General features: G+C 71.2%; 19 protein-coding genes. 9 read left to right on the forward strand and 10 right to left on the reverse strand.

What is annotated here, in order from left to right; genetic code table 11:
- Positions 1-572 precede the first annotated feature (572 nt).
- From ACIQNG_RS10280 to ACIQNG_RS10290, 3 genes are all read left to right on the forward strand, one after another.
- On the forward strand, positions 573-1505 hold the full coding sequence (locus tag ACIQNG_RS10280) for a carbohydrate ABC transporter permease (RefSeq protein ID WP_401432017.1): 933 nt from the start codon (positions 573-575) through the stop codon (positions 1503-1505).
- Entirely contained in the window at positions 1502-2491 is a 990-nt protein-coding gene (locus ACIQNG_RS10285) for a carbohydrate ABC transporter permease (RefSeq protein ID WP_401483806.1), read from the forward strand. Before ACIQNG_RS10280 ends, ACIQNG_RS10285 begins: the two co-directional genes overlap by 4 nt.
- Positions 2492-2573: 82 nt before the next feature.
- Positions 2574-3905: an ABC transporter substrate-binding protein gene (locus tag ACIQNG_RS10290; RefSeq protein ID WP_401432021.1), complete on the forward strand. Its 1332-nt coding sequence runs from the start codon at positions 2574-2576 to the stop codon at positions 3903-3905.
- Between the two features lie 184 nt (positions 3906-4089).
- Here the strand turns inward: ACIQNG_RS10290 and ACIQNG_RS10295 are convergent, their stop codons facing one another.
- Positions 4090-5085: a LacI family DNA-binding transcriptional regulator gene (locus ACIQNG_RS10295; RefSeq protein WP_401483809.1), complete on the reverse strand. Its 996-nt coding sequence runs from the start codon at positions 5083-5085 to the stop codon at positions 4090-4092.
- Between the two features lie 386 nt (positions 5086-5471).
- Here ACIQNG_RS10295 and ACIQNG_RS10300 point away from each other — a divergent pair, with 386 nt between their 5' ends.
- Both ACIQNG_RS10300 and ACIQNG_RS10305 read left to right on the forward strand, forming a co-directional pair.
- Positions 5472-6917, forward strand: coding sequence for an RICIN domain-containing protein (locus tag ACIQNG_RS10300; RefSeq protein WP_401483811.1), 1446 nt, complete (start codon positions 5472-5474; stop codon positions 6915-6917).
- A gap of 320 nt (positions 6918-7237) precedes the next feature.
- Positions 7238-9610, forward strand: coding sequence for an RICIN domain-containing protein (locus tag ACIQNG_RS10305; RefSeq protein ID WP_401483813.1), 2373 nt, complete (start codon positions 7238-7240; stop codon positions 9608-9610).
- Positions 9611-9712: 102 nt separating this feature from the next.
- On the opposite strand, the gene ACIQNG_RS10310 is transcribed toward ACIQNG_RS10305, so the two are convergent.
- Positions 9713-11221 (reverse strand): alkaline phosphatase family protein, encoded by a 1509-nt coding sequence (locus ACIQNG_RS10310; RefSeq protein WP_401483815.1) that lies wholly within the window; start codon positions 11219-11221, stop codon positions 9713-9715.
- 302 nt (positions 11222-11523) lie between these two features.
- Between ACIQNG_RS10310 and ACIQNG_RS10315 the strand changes: the two genes are divergently transcribed.
- Positions 11524-12423, forward strand: a complete 900-nt coding sequence (locus ACIQNG_RS10315; RefSeq protein ID WP_401483817.1) for an aminoglycoside phosphotransferase family protein — start codon at positions 11524-11526, stop codon at positions 12421-12423.
- 82 nt (positions 12424-12505) lie between these two features.
- On the opposite strand, the gene ACIQNG_RS10320 is transcribed toward ACIQNG_RS10315, so the two are convergent.
- From ACIQNG_RS10320 to ACIQNG_RS10340, 5 genes are all read right to left on the reverse strand, one after another.
- Complete coding sequence (locus tag ACIQNG_RS10320; RefSeq protein ID WP_401483819.1) at positions 12506-13009, reverse strand: VapC toxin family PIN domain ribonuclease; 504 nt, start codon at positions 13007-13009, stop codon at positions 12506-12508.
- Positions 13006-13209, reverse strand: a complete 204-nt coding sequence (locus tag ACIQNG_RS10325) for a hypothetical protein (protein ID WP_401483821.1) — start codon at positions 13207-13209, stop codon at positions 13006-13008. The genes ACIQNG_RS10320 and ACIQNG_RS10325 overlap by 4 nt, the downstream gene beginning before the upstream one ends.
- Before the next feature lie 161 nt (positions 13210-13370).
- The gene (locus tag ACIQNG_RS10330; protein WP_401483823.1) at positions 13371-14084 is read right to left on the reverse strand and encodes a response regulator; all 714 of its coding nucleotides are present in this window, start codon (positions 14082-14084) and stop codon (positions 13371-13373) included.
- Positions 14084-15262 (reverse strand): sensor histidine kinase, encoded by a 1179-nt coding sequence (locus ACIQNG_RS10335; RefSeq protein ID WP_401483825.1) that lies wholly within the window; start codon positions 15260-15262, stop codon positions 14084-14086. Before ACIQNG_RS10335 ends, ACIQNG_RS10330 begins: the two co-directional genes overlap by 1 nt.
- Positions 15263-15266: 4 nt before the next feature.
- Entirely contained in the window at positions 15267-17477 is a 2211-nt protein-coding gene (locus ACIQNG_RS10340; RefSeq protein ID WP_401483827.1) for an MMPL family transporter, read from the reverse strand.
- Positions 17478-18077: 600 nt separating this feature from the next.
- Between ACIQNG_RS10340 and ACIQNG_RS10345 the strand changes: the two genes are divergently transcribed.
- From ACIQNG_RS10345 to ACIQNG_RS10355, 3 genes are all read left to right on the forward strand, one after another.
- Positions 18078-18641: a DUF5994 family protein gene (locus ACIQNG_RS10345; protein WP_401432049.1), complete on the forward strand. Its 564-nt coding sequence runs from the start codon at positions 18078-18080 to the stop codon at positions 18639-18641.
- A 22-nt stretch (positions 18642-18663) separates the two neighbouring features.
- Positions 18664-18852 (forward strand): hypothetical protein, encoded by a 189-nt coding sequence (locus tag ACIQNG_RS10350; protein ID WP_401432051.1) that lies wholly within the window; start codon positions 18664-18666, stop codon positions 18850-18852.
- A 134-nt stretch (positions 18853-18986) separates the two neighbouring features.
- Positions 18987-20171, forward strand: a complete 1185-nt coding sequence (locus ACIQNG_RS10355) for a flavin-dependent monooxygenase (protein WP_401483830.1) — start codon at positions 18987-18989, stop codon at positions 20169-20171.
- A gap of 16 nt (positions 20172-20187) precedes the next feature.
- Here the strand turns inward: ACIQNG_RS10355 and ACIQNG_RS10360 are convergent, their stop codons facing one another.
- From ACIQNG_RS10360 to ACIQNG_RS10370, 3 genes are all read right to left on the reverse strand, one after another.
- Positions 20188-21123 carry a DUF4184 family protein gene (locus tag ACIQNG_RS10360; RefSeq protein ID WP_401483832.1) on the reverse strand — a complete coding sequence of 312 codons (936 nt, stop codon included), beginning with the start codon at positions 21121-21123 and terminating at the stop codon, positions 20188-20190.
- A gap of 360 nt (positions 21124-21483) precedes the next feature.
- Positions 21484-22371, reverse strand: coding sequence for a hypothetical protein (locus ACIQNG_RS10365; RefSeq protein WP_401483834.1), 888 nt, complete (start codon positions 22369-22371; stop codon positions 21484-21486).
- A complete protein-coding gene (locus ACIQNG_RS10370; protein WP_401483836.1) occupies positions 22368-22706 on the reverse strand; it encodes a PadR family transcriptional regulator in 339 nt (112 codons plus the stop codon). Before ACIQNG_RS10370 ends, ACIQNG_RS10365 begins: the two co-directional genes overlap by 4 nt.
- Positions 22707-22858 lie beyond the last annotated feature (152 nt).

Genomic DNA, 22858 nt, shown 5'->3' on the forward strand with positions numbered 1-22858 from the left:
GGACGCCCTCGGCACCGGCCTCGGCGTCGGCGCGCTCCGACACCGGCCTCCGCATCGACGCGCCCCGGCACCGACCTCGGCTGGGACGCGCCCCGGCACCGGCACCGCCACCGGCACACCGACGCGCCCCCGGCATCGCCGCGCCGGCACCGCCCCCCGCACCGACACCTCCCCGGCGCCCCCCGAGTTGGCCGCTCGCCCCCCACCGACCAGGCCGCCCACGTATACGACCCGCCTCCCGCCCCTCGCCCCCGCTGGGAGCCCCCGTTCCCCTGGCCCCCGCCGGAAGCCCCCCGTTCCCATCGCCCCCTCTGGAACCCCCCGTTCCCGTCGCCCCCGCGGTCGGGCCGGGCTGTTCCGGCCCCCACTCCGACCCCTCCCGACCACCTCAACCCCGTTGCTTCAGCGCGTCCTCGTGCTTGACGCCCCACACAGGGAATGCCACCATCACGTCACCTGATGATTACGTAAACATGGACCATCGGCCGCCACTCTCCGCCGGGCCGGTCATCAGTCTTCGGACATCGGTCCCTCCGCTTCAACCGGACGGTCACACGACACAAGGACCACCCATGACGCTCCAGTCGACGCCCGCCAAGGCGACACCACCGCCCCGCAGTCGCCCCCGACGCGGTCTCCGCAAGGAGGCATGGGCGGGCTGGGGCTTCGCCGGCCCGTTCGTCGCCGTCTTCGCACTCGTTTTCCTCGCCCCGATCGGCTATGCGATCTACCTCAGCCTCTTCCAGGACCGACTGATCGGAGGCACGTCGTTCGTCGGGCTGGACAACTACCGTGAGGCCCTGACCGACCCCCGGTTCTGGGACGGCCTGTTCCGGGTGTCGCTCTTCCTGGTGATCCAGGTCCCCGTGATGCTGGGCATCGCACTGCTGGCGGCACTCGCCATCGACAGCGGCCGGCTCTACGGCAAGAGCTTCTTCCGCGTGGCGATCTTCCTGCCCTACGCGGTCCCCGCCGTCGTCGCCAGCCTCCTGTGGGGCTTCATGTACGGCACGCGCTTCGGTCTGGTCGGCAACATCAACGACGCCTTCGGTGTCACGCTGCCCGACCCGCTCGACCCGTCACTGGTGCTCGCCTCCATCGGCAACATCGTGACCTGGGAGTTCGTCGGTTACAACATGCTGATCTTCTACTCGGCCCTGAAGGTCGTACCCCGTTCGCTGTACGAGGCGGCTGCCATCGACGGTGCCGGTGAGTGGCGGATCGTGACCTCGGTGAAGCTGCCCGCCATCCGCGGCGCCCTGCTGATCGCGACCATCTTCTCGATCATCGGCAGTTACCAGCTCTTCAACGAACCGAGCATTCTCCAGAAGCTCGCGCCGAACGCCATCACCACCGACTTCACCCCCAACCTCTACACCTACTCGCTGTCGTTCTCCGGTCAGCAGCACAACTACGCGGCGACCGTCGCCATGGTGATGGGCGTCATCACGGCGGTGGTCGCCTACGCGGTCCAGCTGCGCGGGATGCGGAAGGCTGAGCGATGACCTCCTACCCCCCTGACCTCGCGGACGGCACCACCGCCGTGTCCACCACCGACGCCTCCACCCGGCCGGCCCCACGACGGCGGCCCGACGCGACCACCCGCGCGACGCCGCACCGCCGCTCCCGCACCCCCCGCAGCCCCCTGGCACCCCGCCGCAGTGTGCCGCTCACCCTGCTGACCGGACTGGTCCTCCTCTACACCCTGCTGCCACTGGCCTGGCTGGTGATCAGCGCGACCAAGACACAGACCGGTCTGCAGGACTCCTTCGGGCTGTGGTTCGCCGACGACTTCAACCTCTGGGACAACATCACCCGCACCCTCTCCTACGACGACGGCGTCTTCCTGCGATGGCTCGCGAACACCCTGCTGTACGTCGCTCTCGGCGCGGGCGGCTCCACCGTACTGGCCGTGCTCGGCGGTTACGCGCTGGCCAAGTTCGACTTCCCCGGGCGTCGGGCGGTCTTCGCCGTGGTGATCGGCGCCGTCGCCGTACCCGGCACGGCCCTCGCCGTCCCCACCTTCCTGATGTTCAGCTCGATGGGCTTGACCAACACGCCCTGGGCGGTGATCGTCCCGTCCCTGATCTCGCCGTTCGGGCTCTACCTGATGTGGGTCTTCGCCGGCGAGGCGGTCCCCACGGAACTGCTGGAGGCCGCCCGCATCGACGGCTCCGGCGAGGTCAGGATCTTCTTCCGGATCGTCCTGCCGCTGCTCATGCCCGGCACCGTCACCGTGCTGCTCTTCTCCATGGTGGCCACCTGGAACAACTACTTCCTGCCGCTGATCATGCTGAAGGACCCCGACTGGTACCCCCTCACCCTCGGCCTGAACACCTGGAACGCCCAGGCCCAGACCGCCGGCGGTGAAGCCGTCTTCGACCTGATCATCACCGGCTCACTGCTCACCATCGTGCCGATCGTCGCCGCGTTCCTGCTGCTCCAGCGGTACTGGCAGTCCGGCCTGGCCGCAGGGAGCGTCAAGGAATGACCGCCTTCCCGCCCCTTCTCCCCCCTCTCCCCGCCCGCTCCGTGCCCGTCCCACCCGCACACCCGACCAGGAGCACAGCCCTATGAGAACCCACTCCACCCGCAGACTGTTCAGCGCGCTCGCCATGGCCTCGGCCCTCACCCTCGCCGCGACCGCCTGCGGATCCTCCGACGACAACTCCTCCGACGGGCCCGGCGACATCAAGGCCGCGCTGGCCGAGGGCGGCAAGATCACCGTGTGGGCCTGGGAGCCCACCTTGAAGAAGGCCGCCGCGGACTTCGAGAAGAAGTACCCCGAGGTCGATGTGGAACTGGTCAACGCGGGCACCGGGGACAAGCAGTACACCGCATTGCAGAATGCGATCGCGGCCGACTCCGGAGTCCCCGACGTGGCGCAGATCGAGTACTACGCCCTGGGCCAGTTCTCCATCTCCGACGCGGTGCAGGACTTGTCCGCCTACGGGGCGCGGAAGTTCGGCAAGACGTTCACTCCCGGCCCGTGGAACGCCGTGTCCTCGGACAAGTCGGTGCACGCGCTGCCGATGGACTCCGGGCCGATGGCGTTGTTCTACAACAAGCGGGTCTTCGACAAGCACGACATCGAGGTGCCGACCACCTGGGACGAGTACGTGGACGCCGGGCGGAAGCTGCACAAGGCCGACCCCAAGAGCTTCATCACCAACGACACCGGCGACGCGGGTGCGACGACCAGCCTGATCTGGCAGGCCGGCGGTCGCCCCTACCAGGCCGACGGGGCCGATGTCACCGTCGACTTCGGCGACGCCGGTACCGAGAAGTACACGGCCACCTGGCAGAAGCTCCTCGACGAGGACCTGGTCGCGCCCATCAGCTCCTGGAGCGACGACTGGTACAAGGGCCTGTCCGACGGCTCGATCGCCACCCTCGCCATCGGCGCCTGGATGCCGGCCAACTTCACCACCGGGGTCCCCGGGGCCTCCGGCGACTGGCGGGTGGCCCCGCTGCCCCAGTGGTCGAAGGGCAGCACCGCCAGCGCGGAGAACGGCGGCAGTTCACTGGCGATGCCGAAGGCGGCCGGGAACAAGGATCTGGCCTACGCCTTCATGGAGTACGCCACGACGGGCCCCGGAGCGAGTGGCCGCGTCGCCGAGGGCGCCTTCCCCGCCACCCGTGCCGACCTGGAGTCGGACACGTTCCTCAAGACCGCGTTCCCGTACTTCGGCGGCCAGCGGGCCAACGAGATCTTCGCCGACTCCGCGCGCAACGTCGGCTCCGACTGGTCGTATCTGCCCTACCAGGTGTACGCCAACTCGGTCTTCAACGACACGGTCGGCAAGTCCTACGTCTCCTCGAAGCCGCTCGCGGACGGTCTGAAGGCATGGCAGGACACCAGTGTGAAGTACGGGAACGACCAGGGGTTCACGGTCAACAAGTGACCCGCACCGAGGTCCGGTGACGGCAGCCCCACCGCTGCCCCGGCCTCTCCCTTCGCCGGCCGCCGGGAACCCCCACGCCACGGCCGCCGGCGAGACCGCAGCCCCGGCCGTTCCACCGTCCGGGGCTGCGGCCCGCGACGCGACAGGGCCGTTCGATCCCGCACGCGCCGCTGGTGCCGGACGCTCATCGCTCCCCGGCGCCGGACGGCGGCGCGGTGCTGGCCCGCACCACGAGGGTCGGCTCCACGGTGAGCTTGCCCGGACCGCCGCTGCGCCGCTCGATCTGTTCCAGCAGCAGGGTGACGCAGTGTCGGCCCACGATGTCGAAGTCCTGATGGACGGTGGTCAGCGGAGGCTCGAAGAAGCGTGCCTCGGGGACATCGTCGAAGCCGGCCACGCTGATCTCGTCCGGTACCGTCCGCCCCGCCTCGTGCAGGGCCCGCAGCACCCCGAGCGCCATCTGGTCGTTGGCCGCGAAGACCGCCGTGACGTCGGGGATCTGGGCCAGGGTCCGACCGGCCAGGTACCCGGATTCGGCCGTCCAGTCTCCGTACAGGACCGGGCGCACCGGCGCCCCGGCCGCGACGAGGGTGTGCTCCCACGCCGCTGCGCGGCGCTGCGCCGCGAAGGAGTCGTGCGGGCCGCTGAGGTGATAGACGGTCCGGTGCCCCAGCTCCAGCAGATGACGCACGACGCTCCGGGTGCCGCGGGCCTGGTCGAAGTCGACGTTGGGGTACTGATGCCCGGTGTCCCCGTCGGCGACGACCACCGGCATGTTCGCCGGCAGATGCAGTGACGAGGTGTCCAGCATCTGCGATTCGATCAGCACGATGCCGTCGACGGACTGCAACGTGAGATGGCGGAACGCCTGCCGCACGGCCGCCTCGGTCTGGGCGCGGACGCCCATGAAATTCACCGAGAACCCGGCCTCGCGCGCGGCCTCCGCGATGGCCGCCAGGGTCCGCGCGTTCCCGTGTGCGCCGACGTCGAAGCTGACCACGCCCAGGGCGCCGAACTTGCCCGTGACCAGCGCGCGTGCCGCCGCGTTGGGCCGGTAGCCCAGGGCCTGCATGGCTGCCAGCACCTTCTCCCGGGTGGCCTCGTCCACGTTGTCGCGGTTGTTGGCGACCCGTGAGACGGTCTGCGACGAGACGCCCGCCTTCGCCGCGACTTCCGCCATGGACGGCCACGTGCGGGCAGGGCGTGTGCGCGTCATTCCCTTTCGCTTGTCCGCCACCGTCGACCATCCTTCCCCGAGGTTCATGACAGGCGCGTGCGTGGTGCGGCCCCCCAGCCATGTTGACGCAAACATAACCCTCGGTCAAAAACTTCGGCAGTCTGCGCTCAAGTCCTTGACATGAACCCGCCTCGCTCGGAAACTTCCCGCAACGTGGTGTTTACGTAAACATAACGCAGCCCGGTCCACCCGAGTCCTGAAACCACCGGTCACCCCGGGCGTTCAGGACACCGGCCCCCACCCACCTTCCCCGCCCGTCCGATGCGGCGTTCATCTGCCCCGCGCTCGCACCGAGCGCCCATCCGGCGACGACCACGAGGTATCGCTCCATGCGACTCAAGACCTTCGGGAGAACGGCACTCTTCGCCGCCCTCGCCTCCCTGCTGCTCTCCCTCCTCACCGCCGTGGGCACCGCCCAGGCCGCTCCCGCCACCACCGACAACGGCATCCAGTTCACCGACCCGCAGGGCAACCCGGTGCACGCCCACGGTGGTGGTGTGATCAAGGTCGACCGCTACTACTACTGGTTCGGGGAGAACCGCAACCCCGACAACACGTTCCGGTACGTCTCCGCCTACCGCTCCACCGACCTCAAGACCTGGGAGTTCCGCAACCACGTCCTGACCGAGGCATCCGACCCGGAGCTGGACTGGGCCAACATCGAACGACCCAAGGTCATCTACAACAGCACCACCAAGCAGTTCGTGATGTGGATGCACAAGGAGAACGGCTCCGACTACGGGGAGGCCCGCGCCGCGGTCGCCGTGTCCTCCACGGTGGACGGCGACTACACCTGGCGGGGCAGCTCCCGGCCCCTCGACCACATGTCCCGGGACATCACCACCTTCGTCGACACCGACGGCACCGGCTACATGATCTCCGCCGCCAACGAGAACGCCGACCTGCACGTGTACCGGCTGACCGCCGACTACACGGCGGTGGAGAAGCAGGTCCAGAAGCTGTGGCCGGGCCAATGGCGCGAGGCGCCCGCCATGTTCAAGCGCGACGGCGTCTACTTCCTCCTCACCTCCGGGGCCACCGGATGGTCCCCCAACCAGCAGAAGTACGCCACCGCCACCAGCATCACCGGCACCTGGAGCGATCTGAAGGACATCGGCGACTCCGTCACCTACCGGAGCCAGACCGCGTACGTCCTCCCGGTCCAGGGCACCCGCGGCACCGGCTACCTCTACATGGGCGACCGCTGGGGCAACTCCATGGGCGGCACCGTCAACGACTCCCAGTACGTCTGGCTTCCGCTGACCTTCCCCACCAGCACCACCATGACCATGAGCTACTCCCCGAGCATCACCATCGACACCGCCAGAGGCACGGTGACCGGCATGAACGGCCTGTGGGAGACCCTGACCGTCCGCAACAGCGGCAAGTGCGCCGATGTGTCGAACTTCGACACCCGAAACGGTGCGCAACTGGTCCAGTGGGGCTGCGGCACCGGCGTCAACCAGCACTTCTGGATCAAGAAGCTGGGCTCCGGCTACGCACAGATCATGGCCCGGCACAGCGGCAAGTGCCTCGCGGTCGCCGACGCCTCGACCGCCGACGGCGCGTACGCCGTGCAGAACACCTGCGACGGGTCGGCGTCCCAGCAGTGGCGGATCCGCACGACGGACGTGAGCGACCACGTCCAGTTCGTCGCCCGGCACAGCGGCAAGTGTCTCGACGTCGTCAACCAGTCGTCGTCCGACGGCACCGCGCTCGAACAGTGGACCTGCAACGCGGGTGACAACCAGAAGTGGCGGCGCGCGGCAGCCTGAAGCCCCGCTCCGCCACACAGCGACCGGCAGCCACGCCATGGACGCGGCCGACACCCCGCGTCCATGGCCGGCCGTACGACCAGCATGACCGGCCGCCAGGAGACCCCCGCAGGACCACCCCCTCCCCGGGCCCTCCGCATCGTCCGACCACCACCGGGCGGGCGATGCGGCGCCGGTCGGTTCCCCCACCCCTCGTCCCTCCCGCCAAGGAGCAGGTCGTGCCCCCCAGCCCCAGTCGATCGGCAACCCCCGTCTCCGTTCCCCCTGTCTCCGGACCCGGACCCGGACCCGCACGGCCGGCCCGAAGGACCACGGCGGCCGTGGTCGCCGCCCTCCTCGCGGCCACCGCGCTCACAGCCGTCGAGCCCTTCCCCGCCACCGCCGGCGCGGCCGAGGAGCCCACCGCCACGCTGACCGTACGCCTCGACCCCAGCTACCAGCACCCGTCCTTCCAGGGCTGGGGCACCGCGCTGGCCTGGTTCGCCAACGTCACCGGCGGATGGCCCGACGCACAGCGCAACCGCCTGGCGGACGCCCTCTACGGCGCGGACGGCCTCGGCTTCACCATCGCCCGCTACAACATCGGCGGCGGCGACAGCCCGGAGACCACCCCCTACATGCGCGCCGGAGGAGCCGTCCCCGGCTACTGGAACCGGCCCGGCCCGGAAGCCCCCGACTGGTGGGACCCGGCGCGCCCGGACCACTGGAACCCCCAGGCCGACGCCCATCAACGCTGGTGGCTCAAGGCCGCCAAGAGACGCGGGGCGAAGACCTTCGAGGCGTTCTCCAACTCCGCCCCGTACTTCATGACCCGCAGCGGCCTGGCCTCCGGAGCCGTCAACGCCTGGGAGGACAACCTCCGCTCGGACCAGTACGAGCGCTTCGCCGCCTACCTCACCGGTTCGCTCCAGCGCGCCCAGTCCGCCGCGGGGGTCACCTTCGACTCCATCTCCCCGGTCAACGAACCCGACACCGACTACTGGCGGGCCGGCGGACGCCAGGAGGGTTCGCACTGGGACCCCGCCTCCCAGGCCCGCATGATCACCACACTGCGCGCGGCACTCGACGCCCAGGGCGTCAGGACGCCGATCGCCGCCATGGACGAGACCAACCCCGACACGTTCCGGTCCAACTGGGAGGCGTACGGCCCCACCGCCCGCGACGCGGTCAGGCGACTCAACACCCACACCTACGGCACCAACGGACGCACCGGGGTCCGCGACATCGCCAAGGGGGAGACCAAGCCGCTGTGGATGTCCGAGGTCGACCTCGGCGGCAGCGTCCCGCAGAGCTTCACCGACATGAGCCCCGCCCTCGACCTCGCCCAGCGCATCAACGACGACATACGTGAGCTGGAGCCCCGCGCCTGGGTCCTGTGGCAGGCGGTCGAGGACTACGAGAACATGACCCCGGCCCACGAGAACTCGAACTGGGGCCTCATCCAGACGGACTTCACCCCCGGCGACGCGGCGACCGAGCCGCTGCGCAAGAACAAGAAGTACTGGGCCATGGCGAACTACAGCCGCTTCGTCCGGCCCGGCGCGCGGATCATGAACACGGACGACCCCCAGACCCTGGCCGCCGTCAGGCCCCAGGACGGGGGCGTGGTCGTCGTGCACACCAACCCCACCGGATCCGCCCGTGACATCACCCTCGACCTGGACGGCTTCGGGACGGCCGCGGACGGCCCGGTCGAGCGCTGGACGACCGACGGCTCCAAGGACCTACGGCGCGACAGCGACGCGGCCGTGACCGGACGCACCGTCAAGGCCACCGTGGGGGCCCACTCCGTCACCACCTTCGTCATGCCCTCCGTCCACGGAACGAAGCCGACGGCGACCACCGCGCCGACCGGGGCACCACGGCAACTGCTCAACGACAACAGCGGAAAAGCCCTCGCCGTGGCCACCTCCGACGGCAGGAGCACACCCGTCCAGCGCACCCCGGACCCGGCGGACCCCGCACAGCAGTGGAACTTCACCAAACTGTCCCCCACCGACTGGGGCAGCACGGCGACCTACCGCATCACCAACGCCAGGACCGGCAAGGCCCTCTCCGTCTCCGGCGGCACCCTGACCTTCGCCCCACCGGGAGCGTCCGCCGCGCAGCGGTGGATGCGCTCGACCAGGGGCGACGGCCACAACACACTGATCAACAGCGCGAGCGGCAAGCTCCTCGACGTCCTGGACGCGTCCACTGGCGACGGCGCCCCCGTCGGGGTCCATCAGCCGACGACCGGCGGCAACCAGTCATGGACCCTGCCCAGCAGCGCCCCCGACACCTGGGTGACACTCACCGCCCAGCACAGCGGCAAGTGCCTGGACGTGAGCGGCGCCGACACCGGCGACGGCGCGGCCGTCGGCCAGTTCGGCTGCAACGGCGGCACGAACCAGCAGTGGTCGCTGCGCTCCACCGGCGGTGGTTACGTGAACATGGTCGCCCGCCACAGCGGCAAGTGCCTGGACGTGAGCGGGCTGTCCACCGCCGACGGGGCCGAGGTCTTCCCGTACACCTGCAACGGAGGCCGGAACCAGGAGTGGGCCGTACGTGACTCCGGTGACGGCGGGGTGACACTGATGGCCCGGCACAGTGCCAAGTGCCTGGAAGTGAGCGGCGCCGCCGCGGCGGACAGCGCGCGCGTGGTGCAGGGCACCTGCGACGGCGCCTCAGCTCAACGCTTCCGGCTGGGCTGACGCCGTAGGACCGGACTCCGCCCAGCCGGATTCCCGCGCTGCGGTGGGCAGGGGTCGGGGCCCGGAGCCGACGCGCGCTCCGGGCCCCGGCCCACGGACGTGTCAGCGGGTCACGGTGACCTGGTCGACCGTCCAGAAGGCGCTGTTGGTGCCGGTGTAGCGGAAGTGCAGACGCAGCGAGGTGACATCGGCCGGCACGTCGACGGAGAGCTTCTCGGTACGGTGGTGAGGGGTCCGGTAGGACGTCAGCGGCCGGGGAGCGCCACCGTCGTAGGAGACGAGCACGTCGCCGCTCTGGGGGCCGTCCGTCCGGTAGTACGAGACGAACGAGACGTGGGCCGTCGCTCCGCCCGGCACCGGGAACGCGGGGCTGGTCAGGGTCGAGTCGAACGGCCCGGCACCGTGCGCCTTGTCGTCCCACTCGTCGGAGTCCGCCACGGCGAACACGTCACGGGCCCGCACATTGGTCTCGCGTCCCTGGCCGGTCTGGGTGTTGGTCCAGAACTCGTCCGTGGCGAACGCCCAGCCGCGCCACTCGGTCACGCCACCGGCGGGCATGGCCGAGTTGTCGATGCTCCAGCCGGACGGTGCCGTGTTCGTCCAGCCCTTGAGGGTGCTCGGCAGGCCCGTCTCGTCCACCGCGGGGCGCAGCGAGGAGCGCAGGGGGTCGAAGCTGTCGGGAACGCTCGCGGAGACGGCCCGGCCGTCCAGGTGCCATGCCGGGTCGACGGATATCCCGAGGTGCGTCAGGACGGTGGGTGCGATGTCGGTGACCTTGACATCATGGCGGACCGACCCGGGGGAGAAGCCGGACCCCTTGGCGATGACGAAGGTCTGCCGTTCCTGCGGGGTGTTGCCGCCGTGGCCTCCGCTGTCGGTGTGGCCGTGGTCGGTCGTGACGATGATCTGCCAGTTCTCGTCGGCGTAGTCGGCACGCGAGGCGACGGCCTGGAGGAGCCGGCCGACCTGGGCGTCGGCGGTGCTCAGGGCGTCGAGGTACCGCTGGGACCCGGCACCGGAGTGGTGACCGGCGCTGTCGACCTCGTCGAGCTGGACGAAGGTGGCGTCCGCCCGGGTGCGGGCGAGCCTGGACGCGGCGGTGGCGGTGGTGTCGGCGTCGTCGACGCCGCGGAGCCGGGTGTCGGTCGCCGGGCCGAACACGGTGTCGGGGATCGGGCTCCAGGTGCCCACGACCAGTGTGTCCAGCGGGGAGGAGGAGGCTTCGACGCGGGTGGCGTAGTCCGGGTACTGGTCGTAGTTCGCGCCGTCGAAGGAGTTGTCCACGACGCCGTGCTTGTCCGGCCACACACCGGTGGCGATCGAGGACCAGCCGGGTCCCGAGGACGTGGGTGCCATGGGCTGGGCGTAGTAGTTGCTCGTCGCTGTCATCCCCTGGGCCATCAGGGACTTGAGGTGGGGCATGCGCGCCTTGCCGAACGTGGCGAAGGTCGCGCCGTCGATGCCGATCACCAGTGACTTGGGGCGCTGGGGAGCCGCGGTGACGGACTCGCCGCCCGTCGCGGCGTCCGCGCTCACCGCGGACAGGAACGGCAGGGCGGTGAGGGCGAGAACGGCGGCCAGGGTGCTGCGGAGGGATCGGGAACGGTGCACGTTTCCTCCCGTGGGGGTGGGGGAGTTGCTCGCGCCGCGCCGAGCGCGGCCGTGCGGTGATGATGCGCGGCGCGGGGGCTCCAACAGCTGACCACAGGACCCCACATGAGTGAACACCTGAAAGATTCTGGGCTAGACCCGTTATGATGTCGTTATTTCAAGTGTGGGTTCGGTCATGCGAGGGGAGAGCCTGCGGACCTGACGGAGCGACGTCGGAAAACCGATCGACAGACGCGCCCGCGAGGCACTGTGATGGTCCCGACCGCCCGCCGCGTGCAGCGGGCCCACCACAGGAGTTGCTCTTGGCCACCGGTAGTGCCGCGGAGCCCCGCCCCGTGATCGACGCCGCACTGGCCAGGCGCCTGGTCGACGCGCAGTTTCCGCAGTGGGCCGGGCTGCCTCTCCAACGGGTCGACCCGGCCGGTTCGGACCATGTGATCTACCGGCTCGGCGAGGACCTGTCCGTCCGGCTGCCGCGCCACGCGGGGGCCATCGGACAGGCCGTCAAAGAGTCCGAGTGGCTGCCGAGGCTCGCCCCGCACCTGCCATTGGCCATCCCCGTACCGGTCCGGGTGGGTGAGCCGGCCCTCGGCTACCCGTGGCCCTGGGCGGTGTCCCGCTGGCTGGACGGCGAAGTGGCGACCGCCGAGTCGCTGGGCGGCTCGTCCGGGGTCGCCGTGCAACTGGCGGAGTTCCTCCGCGCCCTGCAAGCCTTCCCGTCCCGGGACGTGCCGGTCGAGGACACCCGCGAAAGCCTCACGGGCCGACCGCTGGCCGACCGGGACCGGGCGACGCGGGCCGCCATCGCGGAGACCGACGGAGTGTTCGACGCCGCAGCCATGACCGAACTGTGGGAAGCGGCGCTGAGTGCCCCCGGATGGGATCGCCCGCCGGTCTGGTTCCACGGCGACTTCCACACCGGCAACCTGCTGACCCTCGCCGGCCGGGTCAGCGCGGTCATCGACTTCGGCGAACTGGGCATCGGCGACCCGGCCCGCGATCTGACCATCGCCTTCACCCTGATGTCCGCCAGCAGCCGGGCCGCCTTCCGCGCCACGCTCGGCGTCGACGCCGCGACCTGGACCCGGGGCCGGGGCTGGGCCCTGGCCACCGGCCTGAACGCCTACACCGCCTACGCCGCCGTCAGTCCCCGGGTCGCCGAGCAGACCACCCGCCAGATCAACGAGGCTCTGATCGGCTGAGCCACCGGCTCCGGGACGTGGTGGGCCCCTTGTGGCCCGCCCATGTGATCGGCCTGGCCGGTCGTGACCGGACGGAGCGGGCTCAGTCGTCCAGGAGACGGCGGAGCAGGCCCCGCCTCCGGTGGGTGTTCGGGTCGGGCGCGGGGCGCGGCGGGCGGTCCGCCACCACCTTGATCATGGGGATGCCCGGGCACACCCGGCCGATGACCTCGAAGCGGTCGTCGGTGTGGACGACGGTCAGACCGTGGTCCCGGGCGGTGAGCACGGTCACGATGTCCATGAGGGACGGCACCTGCCGGACGCCCAGCGCACGCAGCCGCTTGTGCACGTCGGCGGCCTCCGGCTGCCGGTCCCAGTGCTTCAGCGGAACCGAGCCGAAGGCCCGGTCGAGCGCCAGATGGAAGGGCGCGGGGGCGACACCGGGGCGCAGCCCGTGCCGGAGTTCGGCGTGGGCCACGGGGCAGATGGTCACGAGCCCTTCGGCGACCCGGGCGGGCCAAGGATCCCCGACCGTGCCGAACAGCAACCGCCAGAGCAGCGAGGTGTCGGCGAGGTAGCGCGGGGCCGGCCGCTCGACGGACGTCACCGCCGGTCCTCACGGTCGGCGAGGGCCCCGGAGTCCAGATGGTGACCCGCGTGCTCCTGGAGCCAACTCAGCGCGTACGCCCGCTCGTCCGGGTCGGCGGACGGCAGGACCAGTTCCTTGCCCCCACCCCTGGAACGCTCGGTCGGCGGATCGTTCCGCCGCTCCCGGAAACCGAACATCCGGATCCCCACCCCCGTCATCGCGGTCGCTGTCGGTCGTCATCACCCCGGCCGCCCCACGCACGCCGTGCCCGGCCGGCCCGACCCCGCCAGTAGATCATGCAGGAGGGCCGGACCGGCCGGGCGGGTTCCTCGGCGGGGGTCTCCCGTCGTCCTCGTCACCGCCGACCGGAGCGGCCCGCTCAGTCGCGTTCGGGGCGGATCAGGAGACCCTGCTCCAGGGCGACGACCACGGCGTGGGTGCGGTCGCTGACGTCCAGCTTGGCGAAGATCCGCAGAAGGTGCGTCTTGACCGTGGCCTCCGCGATGACAAGACGTCGGCCGATGTCGGAGTTGGACAGCCCGTCGGCCACCGCGCCCAGCACGTCCAGCTCGCGGGCGGTCAGTGCCACCGGGGCGGGTCGGCGCATCCGGGCCATCAACCGCTGAGCCACCCGGGGGGCGAGCACTGTCTCGCCGCGGGCCGCCGAGCGGATGGCGGCCACGAGCTGTTCGCGGGTGGTGTCCTTCAGCAGATAGCCGATGGCCCCCGCCTCCACGGCCCGTTCGATCTCCACGTCCGTGTCGTACGTGGTGAGGATCAGGACCTGGGTCGCGGCCGGTCCGGCGACGATCCGGGCGGTGGCCGCCACACCGTCCATGACCGGCATCCGCAGGTCGATGAGGGCCACGTCCGGGCGCAGGGCCTCGACGAGTGCGACGGCCTCCCGACCGTCACCGGCCTCGCCGACGAGGGCGATGGACGGCTCGGGGGAGAGGAGGGCGACCACTCCGGCACGCATCACCGTGTGGTCGTCCACGACGATGACCCGGATCCTGTCGGCTTCCCCGGCACCGGCACCGGCACCGGCACCGGCACCGGCACCGGTCACGGCGTCGTCGGGTGGGGTGTTCATCAGTGCTGTCCGTCCGTGTGGATCGTGGCGAGGACGCGGGTGCCGTCCCCGAGCGAACTGGTCACCGTGAGATCGCCGCCCAGCTCGGCGAGCCGTTCGCGCATGCCGTTGAGGCCGAAGCCGCGGGAGTCCTCCACGACGAAGCCCTGACCGTCGTCGGTGATCTCCAGCTCGATGGCGTGCGGAAGCCGGGTGAGGACCACACCGACCGTGCCGGCCGCGGCGTGCTTGCGTATGTTGGCCAGCGACTCCTGGGTGCAGCGCAGCAGCGCGATCCGGGTCTGCGGGTCACAGACGATGTCCGACGGAAGCTCCGCCTCCACGCTCACCCCGGTGTCCTGGGTGAACCGGTCCAGGGTCCTGCGGAGGGTGTCCGCGAGCGGGCCGGGCCCCGGCCCGTCCTGCGGGGCGGAACCCACCAGGATCCGCGCCTCGGTGAAGTTCTCACGGGCCGTCTGCTCGATGGAGACCAACTGCCGCACGGTGCGCTCCGGATCCGACGAGACGGTCGAGCGGGCCGCCTCCGCCAGCACGACGATGGAGGCGAAGCCCTGAGCGAGCGTGTCGTGGATCTCCCGCGCCATCCGTTCCCGCTCGTTCGCCGCGCCCTGCCGCCGGTGCGCCTCCGCCAACCGGGCCTGGGTGTCCTCCAGTGCGGCGCCCAGCACCCCGGCACGGGCCTCACCGTCCGCCAGGAGCCGGTGGATCAGCAGGCCGATCAGGACCGAGGCGGCGTACCCGACGACGACGGCGACGAGGTTGCGGACGAGGTACTCGTCGCCGCGCAGGACGGTTCCGACGACGGTGGCCGCGGCGGCGGCTCCGCTGAGGATGACCGAGGCACGGAGGTCGGTGGCCAGGAGCCAGAACTGCGGGAGGGAGACGATGAACAGGGCGGCTCCGCCGCCCGGGAGACCTCCCATGGCGCCCAGCCCCAGGGCGAGCAGGGCCAGGAACGCCTGGGGCCGCAGCACGGAGTTGTCCGGGAACCGCCGTACGGTGGCGTAGCCGGAGGCGAGGACCGTCAGCAGGGCCAGGGTGGCCCACTTGGGTGCCCCCGGCTCGTTCTCCACCGCGATGGCCGAGGGGAACAGACCGAGGAGCACCCAGGCCGCGGAGTACCAGCGATGCAGCGTCCGGGGGGACAACCGGTCGTAGGGCCGGGGCCGTTCCTTCATGTGGTCAGCCTACGTTTTCCAGCTGACGGCCCGCTGACTTCCCCGCCCGTACCCGACGCATCCCGCGTGAGGGCCACCAGTTCCACTCCCCGAGCAGCAGCATCAGCGACGGCAGGATCAGGACGCGGATCACGAAGGCGTCCAGGAGGACGGCCGCCGCGAGGCTGAAGCCGATCTGCTTCATCTCGATCAGATGCAGGGAGGCGAAGCTGGCGAAGACCGTCACCATGACCACGGCGGCGCTGGTGACCACCCCCGCCGAGCTGCCGACACCGTCCAGGATCGCCTGCCGGGTCGGGGTGCCGTTCATGGCGGCCTCCCGGATGCGGCTGATCACGAAGACCTGGTAGTCCATGGAGAGCCCGAAGAGGATGACGAAGAGGAAGAGCGGCACCCGGGAACCGATGGAACCGGTGGAGTCGAAGTCCAGCACACCCTCGGCCCATTCGTTCTGGAAGACCAGCACCAGCAGACCGAGCGAGGCGAAGGCCGACAGCAGGTTGAGGGCGAGCCCGACCAGACCGAGGACGACCGAGCGAAAGGCCCAGACGGTCATGGCGAAGGTCACCAGCAGCAGCGCCCCGATGATCAGCGGCAGCTTCTGCTTCTGGTGCGCGGGGTAGTCGGCGTAGCGCGCGACATCGCCGGTGACGGCGACCTCGGCACCGGGGAGCGCGCCCACCGTCGCGGGAATGTGGGTGCCGCGCACCTGCTCCAGGGAGTTCCGGGCCTCGTCGGTGCTGACGAAATGCGGGACCGCCATCTCCAGCATCGTGATCCGGCCGTCGGGCGAGGTGCGGATGACCGGGGGGCCGCTCACGGCGGTGGAGCGGGCGGCGCGGCCCGCGAGATCGCGCAGTGCGCCCTCGACCTCCGCACCGCGCTCGGCGTCGGCCCGTACGACGACCTGGTGCATGGCTTTCAGTTCCGGGTAGGTGGCCGTCATCCGGTCGTACGTCTGCATGGCGCCGATGGCGCGTGAGTGCGTCTCGCGGCCCATGTCGGTGAGGTTCAGGTTCAGGACCGGCAGGGCGAGGGCGACCATGGCCAGGGTGGCGACGGCCAGGGTGGCGAGGGGGTGCTTGGCGGTGGGGCGCAGTACGGCGGCGGTGAGACGGCCGGCGCCGGTCCGCGGCCGGCGGACGCGCGGGGCACGGCCCCGGGCGACGGCGCGGGCCGCCTTGCGGGCCTTACGGCGCTCGGCGCGCTCGCCGAGTGTGGCCAGCAGCGCGGGCAGCACGGTCAGTGAGCTGAGGACCGCCACCAGGGAGACGAGGATCGCGCCGGTGGCGATGGAGGAGAAGATGACGTCGTCGGCGAGGAACAAGGTGGCGCTGGAGACGGCGACGGCGAGACCGGAGACCACCACGGCCCGGCCGGAGGTGGCGGCGGCCAACTCGACGACGGCCTGCGAACTGAGGCTGCCGTCGGCCTTGAGCCGTTCCTCGCGCTCCCGCTTGAGATAGAAGAGGGTGTAGTCGACCCCCACGGCCAGTCCGATCAGCAGGATCACATTGGTGCCGACCCCGGCGTCGGGGAAGACATGCGAGGCGATCATCGACAGGCCGACCGCGGCGATGATCGAGGAGAGTGCCAGCAGCAGCGGCACGACGGCCATGACGATCGAGCTGAAGACGAGCAGCAGGGTGAGCAGGGTGATGGGCAGCGCGATGATCTCGGTGCGGGCGAGGTCGTCGCCCCGGAGCTTCTCGACGCCCTTGCTGATGGAGGGGCTGCCGACCTCCTCCAGCCACAACCGCGGATAGGCGTCCTGAACGGCGGCCGTCTGGGCGAGCAGCGCGTCGACGTGCTTCTTGCCGTCGAGTTCGGCGCCTCTCATGGTGATGTCGACCCGGAGAGCGGAGCCGTCGGAGGCGGGCACCGGTTCGGCCACCGAGGCGACTTCGGGGAGCCGTCGCATCCGGTCGCCGATGTCGCGGGCCGCGGCGGCGGCCTGCTCCTGGTCCAGTGCGCCCGTGCCGGGGCGGGTGTGGATCAGGACGCGCTCGACGGGCTTCTGCTGGAGTCCGCCCTCCGTCGCGATCGCCTCGGCCCGGCCCGCCTCGCCGATCCAGAAGTCCTCGCCGGCCGCGGGATTGCCCCCGATGGTGATGCCGGCGCCGAGGCAGAGGGCGACGAAGAGGAGCCATCCGGTGATGGCCCGCCAGGGATGGCGGGCACTCCAGCGAGCCATACGTACAGTGGGATTCGTCATGGGATGCATGCTGCTCGGAGCGGTGGCAGCGGTGACAGGATCCACCGGTTGAACCTCAGGTCCACCGATCGGTGGACGGCCCCCTGACCGGGCCCCCTGACCGGGCCCCCTGACCGGGTCCCCCTGGCCCCAGGCCCCCTGGCCCCAGGCCGCCGGCCGCTGACCCCAGGCCACAGGTCCCTGACCCAGGCCACGGGTCCCTGAGCCAGGCCACAGGCCCCTGACCCAGGCCACAGGCCCCTGACCCCAGGCCACAGTTTTCCCTGGCCGCCGGCCCCTGACACCCCCGGCCCCCCCCGGCACCCCCGGCCCCGGCACCCCCGGCCCCGGCACCCCCGGCCCCGTACCCCCTGGCACCCGCCCCGGCACCGCCCGGAAGCCGACCGTCCCGGCGCCCGTTTCTCAGGCATCCGCGCGGCGGTCGGCCCGCCCGCGGACCCTCCGCCGGAAAGCACCTGGTCAGGACGGTCAAAGTCGGTCGAACGGGGGTACAGTGGAGGCACCGGGAGTATCTCGCACACCGGCTTCCACGCAGGTGTCGTTTTCGGCGATCACGAGAAACCGGGCTGCCGACGAGCAGCCCGGGGGCAGGTCCGCACCATGACCACCACACTCGATCTGACCGTGCCGGGCGACCTCGCCGCAGCGTTGCCGGCCCGTCTGTCCCTCACCCCCGAGACCACTCTCGCCGGCCAGCTCGACGGGGCCTGGTGGCCCCGTTCACGCAGCCTGGAGGCGGAGCTGCCACCGCTCGTCGCCGCGCTGGAGGAGGGCTGGGGACGCATCACCCGCGTCGTCGTGAACCCCACCCGCTGGCCCGTCGTCCCCCGGAAGGTACCGGTGGCGGGGCACACCGTGCATGCCGGCTGGTTCACCGAACAGCACCCCGACAAGCTGATTCTGCTCTCCTATACGCGAGGCCGCTGGGACCTGCTGGTGATCCCGCCCGAGACCGAGCCCGCCGCCGCGGCCCGTCTGATGGCCGCCGCGTCGATCCCCGGGAGCGTCCTCACCGCCGGCGCCCTGATGGCCGAGGAAGCCGTCACCGGGCGCGGCATCGGTGATGCCCTGCGCCGGGAAGACGCCTGGGAGAGCGAGGGCGGTGCCTGTATGTCCCCCTTCGGAAGTCCGCTGGACGGACGGACGAGCCCTTCCACCGCCTGAGACCACCTGGAGGTGAGCCCCCATGGCGACCTTCGTCCTCATCGTGGCGATCGTCCTCGCGACCGGCGTCGGAATGCTTCTGATCCACCGGGTCAACACGCAGCACGACGCCCGGATCGCCACCCACCACTACAGCGAGCCCCTGCCCCGACCTCCCCTTCCGCCGGAGGGCAGCGGCAGTTGGCCCGAACGCACGGACAAGGACGCGTGAGTCCGCTTCCCTCCGCCGCTTCCCGCGCACTGCGTCACTCCACGCAACCGCGCCGCTCCGATGGGGCATTGACAGTCGTCGGGATCGGCGCGACGGTGAGTGTTCCCTGTGACCCGAGACCGGAGGTTGCCCCCTTGGCCGGTTCGTCAGCACCTCGTTCGGACACCGACCTCGTCGAACGCGTACGCGAGTTACAGCCGCTCATCCGCTCCCACGCCGCGCGCGCGGAACAGGAACGGCGGGTGACGGGCGAGGTTGTCGAGGCACTCACCGGCGCCGGGATCCATCGTATGAACGTGCCCCGTCGGTACGGGGGCTACCAGACCTCGCTGCGGACCCAGATCGATGTGCTGAGCGAGGTCTCCGCCGCCTGCGGGTCGGCCGGGTACATGGCGTTGATCCAGGCCGGGGGCGGGTTCATCGCGGCCCTGTTCCCCGACGAGGCCCAGGACGAGATCTTCACCAGCCCCGACGCACGGATCGGTGGCACCCTCATCCCCAGCTCGACAGCCGTTCCGGTGGACGGCGGCTATGTGGTGAACGGCAGCTCCCCCTTCGCGACCGGCTGCCAGGACGCCGACTGGCATCTGCTGACCGCGCGGGCCGACACCGGGGAGGACCCGCCGCAGTTGCTGTGGCTGGCGATCCCCATGACCGAACTCAAGGTGCTGGACGACTGGCATGTCACCGGGCTGACCGGGAGCGGCAGCAACACCGTCGTCGCCCAGGATGTCCAGGTGCCCGCCCATCGCGTCCTCTCGGTGGAGCAGTTGCTGGCGGGCACCTTCCCGTCGCGGCGCAACAGCGCCGACCCCTACTACGGGATGCCGTTGCTGCTGCTGTTCTGCGCCTGGACGGCCGCGAACGCCCTCGGTCTGGCACGGGCGGCCCTGACCGAGTTCCGGGAGCGCATCCACCAGCGGGGCATCACGTACACCTCCTACGAGCGTCAGCACGAGGCCCCGGTCACGCATCTCCAGTTCGCCGAGGCCGCGATGAGAGCCACCTCCGCGGAACTCCTCGCCGCCGAGCTGGTGGAGCTGATCGAGTCCAAGGCGGCCGACGGAGAGCCGTACACGACGGAGGAACGGGCCCGGATCAGGGCGCAGTGCGGATATGTGGCGCGGTTGTGCAAGGAGGCCGTCGACCTGATCGGGTCCGCCTCGGGTGCCTCCTCCCTGCACCGGGACGTGCCGATCCAGCGGATCGTGCGGGACGTGAACGCCCTCAACCTGCACTCGTTCGTCAACCCCGCCGCCAACCTGGAGCTGTACGGCCGGGTCCTGTCGGGGCTCGACCCCGACACGCCCTTCTTCTAGCAGCGCCCGCCTCGGGTCAGGCCGCGGCTCGGATTCTCCACCGTGCGCGCACCGCGCGGTGGAGATGCCAGCCGGTCCCGTAGAGCAGCAGCGCGGCGGTGAGGGAGGTGCCCGCGCCCTTCGCCGCGTCGGACAGCGCGCCCTCGGCGACGGTGGTCCAGGGGGCGTTCTCCGTCCGGGTGGGGTAAGAGACCTCGACCACCTCGCCGTCGACCTCACGGACCAGGGGGCGGCTGGTGTCCGCCACGGTCACCTGGCGGTACGAGTCGATGCCGCCGGTGCGGGCGGCCACGCCGAGCAGCGCGGCCAGGACGAGGCATGCCGTGATGCCCCACCGGAGGGCGCGTGTGGGTGCAGTGGGTGCAGTGGGGCCCGTGCGGGCCTCGGTCCGTGGCGGGCGAGGCCGCTTGCGACGGCGCCACAGGTGGACGGCGAGGGCCGCCAGTCCGGCCACCGTGCTCGCGTGCTGGAGCAGTCGGGCCACGGACAGCCCGCCCGCACCCGACTCGCGCAGGAAGGCCAGCCGCGTGACCAGGTACCCGTCTACGTGCGTGAAGGAGTCCCAGATCAGGTGGGTGGCGATGCCGATGAGCGCGGACAGCACCAGCCACCCCGCATGGCGGGCCCACTCCGCCACGCCTCGCAGTGGTGCCGGCGTGGGCAGGGCGAGGTGCGGGGGCAGCAGTGCGGAGACCGGCCCCCGCAGCAGCCGGTACAGGGCGACCAGGCCGAGCGTGAACGGGAGCGTGACGGTCAGGGCTCCGGCGGGGGAGTGCGAGGTGGTGGCGTTGAGGAAGGGCGCGTACCAGTCGCCGGCGGCCACCGTCATGCGCAGGGTCTGGAGGAAGTAGGGGATGTCGGGCGCCATCGTTCCCATGACCAGGGCCACGGGAACGAAGGGGCTGCGCAGCAGCGGTATGACCGCGGCCGTGTGGGACAGGGTGAACGGCACTTCGGGGGCGCTCTTTCGCTCGGGACCGACCGGCGCGCGGGCGAGCCGCGCACCCGTCGGGGCGACGGGCCGGACGGCGTGGTCGGACGGCGTGGTCGGGCGGCGTGGTCGGGCGGCGTGGTCGGGCGGCAGCCCGCGTCACACCGGTCACATGGAACGCTGAGAAGCATATTCCGCTCACCTGACTATGTCCAGAAGGTCAGGTCGAGCCAGGTCGAGCCAGCTCAGGCCAGCTCAGGCCAGGTCAGGTCGCTTCAGGCCAGCTCAGGCCACTGTGCTTCGTATCCGGCGTGACACGTCACGCACGACGAAGAGCCGCCCCCCTCGAAAGGAGAACGGCTCGGAGGGCGCGGGGCCGCGTCAGCGCGGTCGTCGGCGTACCTTCTCGGCGACCGCGGTGAGCAGCGCCGCGACCGGCAGGGCCAGCAGCAGGACGGCGAAGGGCTTCGGGTCGTACCAGTTGAGGAGGCAGGCATCGGCGAGCAACGGCGGTGAGGCCATGGCCATCGCCCCCGACTCCCGTAGCCCCGAGGAGCGTGCCCGCAGGGCGAGTGCCACCCCGGTGGCGGCGAGGACCAGCAGCGGCCAGCCGCCGTAGTCCGTGCTCATCCAGCCGACCACGCCTCTCTCCACGACGATGGCGGGCAGCCAGGCGGCCCCCGCCATCGCCCCGGCCACCGCCGACATGCCCGGCCCGGGGCGCAGGTCGGGCGGGCAGGCGAGGAGCACCGCGATCGTCAGAACGGCGGCCACCGGAACGATGATCCGGTACTGATACTCGTTCGGGTGGGTCTCGCTCAGCGCGAGCACCGCCGTCCCCGCCAGTCCGCACACCGTGGCGGACACCCCTGCGGCCCACCGCCCCGTCAGCGCGACGATCGCGCCGAGGCAGGTCAGCAGGAGAGACAGCAGACCGAGGATCTCGGCCGTGTGGAGGATCTGGAACTCCAGCCTCCATGGCGTCGGCGAGAGGGTGACCCCGGCGTACCAGCCGGTGACCCGGATGCCCCCGCTCACCCCCGCGGCGGCCACGGCGAACGGGGCGGCCGACGCGGCGAGACGGCCCAGTGGATCGGCCGACCGCAGACCGAACCGGACCCGCAGGGCGTGCGCGGCAAGATCCGAGCCCTCCCGCAGCCGGCCCCAGCGTGCCATGCCGGCCGTCATCTCCCGGTAGGTGCCGGCGATCTCCGGTCCGTACGCCGTCCGGTACTCGCGCGGATACAGCCGCAGCAACCGGTCGATCACGCGGTCACCGGCGCGTCGTCGAGCCCCAGTCGCCGTCTGGCCTCATGGACCGCCACCGCCAGTCGCTCCGTCTCGACCGCGAGGCGCTCCCGGCCCTCGGGGGCGAGGGCGAAGACGCGCCGCGCCCGGCCGTCGACCACCTCCTCCTGTACGACGGTGATCAGCCCCTCCGTGACCAGCCGGTCCAGCGCCCCGTACAGGGCCCCGGTGCGCGGTGTCACCCGGCCGTCGGTGATCCCCTTGATCTCCTGCGCGACCGCGTACCCGTGCCGGGGCGCGTCCGCCAGGGCCGTCAGCACCAGCAGTGCCAGTTCCTGCATCGCCCGCTCACTCATTCGTCCAGAGTATTCCCTCCGACGGACAGCGAGGGCCCGGCCCCTGCCCCCGCGAGGGCCGGGTCCCGCGAGACCTCCCGAGTCCGAGGTCCCCCCCGGCCCCGACCCCGACCCCGACCCCGACCCTGACCCCGACCCTGACCCTGACCCCT

This window comes from Streptomyces sp. NPDC091377 (genome assembly GCF_044757045.1).
Lineage (GTDB): Bacteria > Actinomycetota > Actinomycetes > Streptomycetales > Streptomycetaceae > Streptomyces.

Excerpts from the sequence above, each read along its gene's own strand:
- ACIQNG_RS10280 (WP_401432017.1), top strand. The coding sequence starts at position 573 with ATGACGCTCCAGTCGACGCCCGCCAAGGCGACACCACCGCCCCGCAGT.
- ACIQNG_RS10285 (WP_401483806.1), top strand. The coding sequence starts at position 1,502 with ATGACCTCCTACCCCCCTGACCTCGCGGACGGCACCACCGCCGTGTCC.
- ACIQNG_RS10290 (WP_401432021.1), top strand. The coding sequence starts at position 2,574 with ATGAGAACCCACTCCACCCGCAGACTGTTCAGCGCGCTCGCCATGGCC.
- ACIQNG_RS10295 (WP_401483809.1), bottom strand. The coding sequence starts at position 5,085 with ATGGCGGAAGTCGCGGCGAAGGCGGGCGTCTCGTCGCAGACCGTCTCA.
- ACIQNG_RS10300 (WP_401483811.1), top strand. The coding sequence starts at position 5,472 with ATGCGACTCAAGACCTTCGGGAGAACGGCACTCTTCGCCGCCCTCGCC.
- ACIQNG_RS10325 (WP_401483821.1), bottom strand. The coding sequence starts at position 13,209 with ATGACGGGGGTGGGGATCCGGATGTTCGGTTTCCGGGAGCGGCGGAAC.
- ACIQNG_RS10330 (WP_401483823.1), bottom strand. The coding sequence starts at position 14,084 with ATGAACACCCCACCCGACGACGCCGTGACCGGTGCCGGTGCCGGTGCC.
- ACIQNG_RS10335 (WP_401483825.1), bottom strand. The coding sequence starts at position 15,262 with ATGAAGGAACGGCCCCGGCCCTACGACCGGTTGTCCCCCCGGACGCTG.
- ACIQNG_RS10340 (WP_401483827.1), bottom strand. The coding sequence starts at position 17,477 with ATGACGAATCCCACTGTACGTATGGCTCGCTGGAGTGCCCGCCATCCC.
- ACIQNG_RS10345 (WP_401432049.1), top strand. The coding sequence starts at position 18,078 with ATGACCACCACACTCGATCTGACCGTGCCGGGCGACCTCGCCGCAGCG.
- ACIQNG_RS10350 (WP_401432051.1), top strand. The coding sequence starts at position 18,664 with ATGGCGACCTTCGTCCTCATCGTGGCGATCGTCCTCGCGACCGGCGTC.
- ACIQNG_RS10370 (WP_401483836.1), bottom strand. The coding sequence starts at position 22,706 with ATGAGTGAGCGGGCGATGCAGGAACTGGCACTGCTGGTGCTGACGGCC.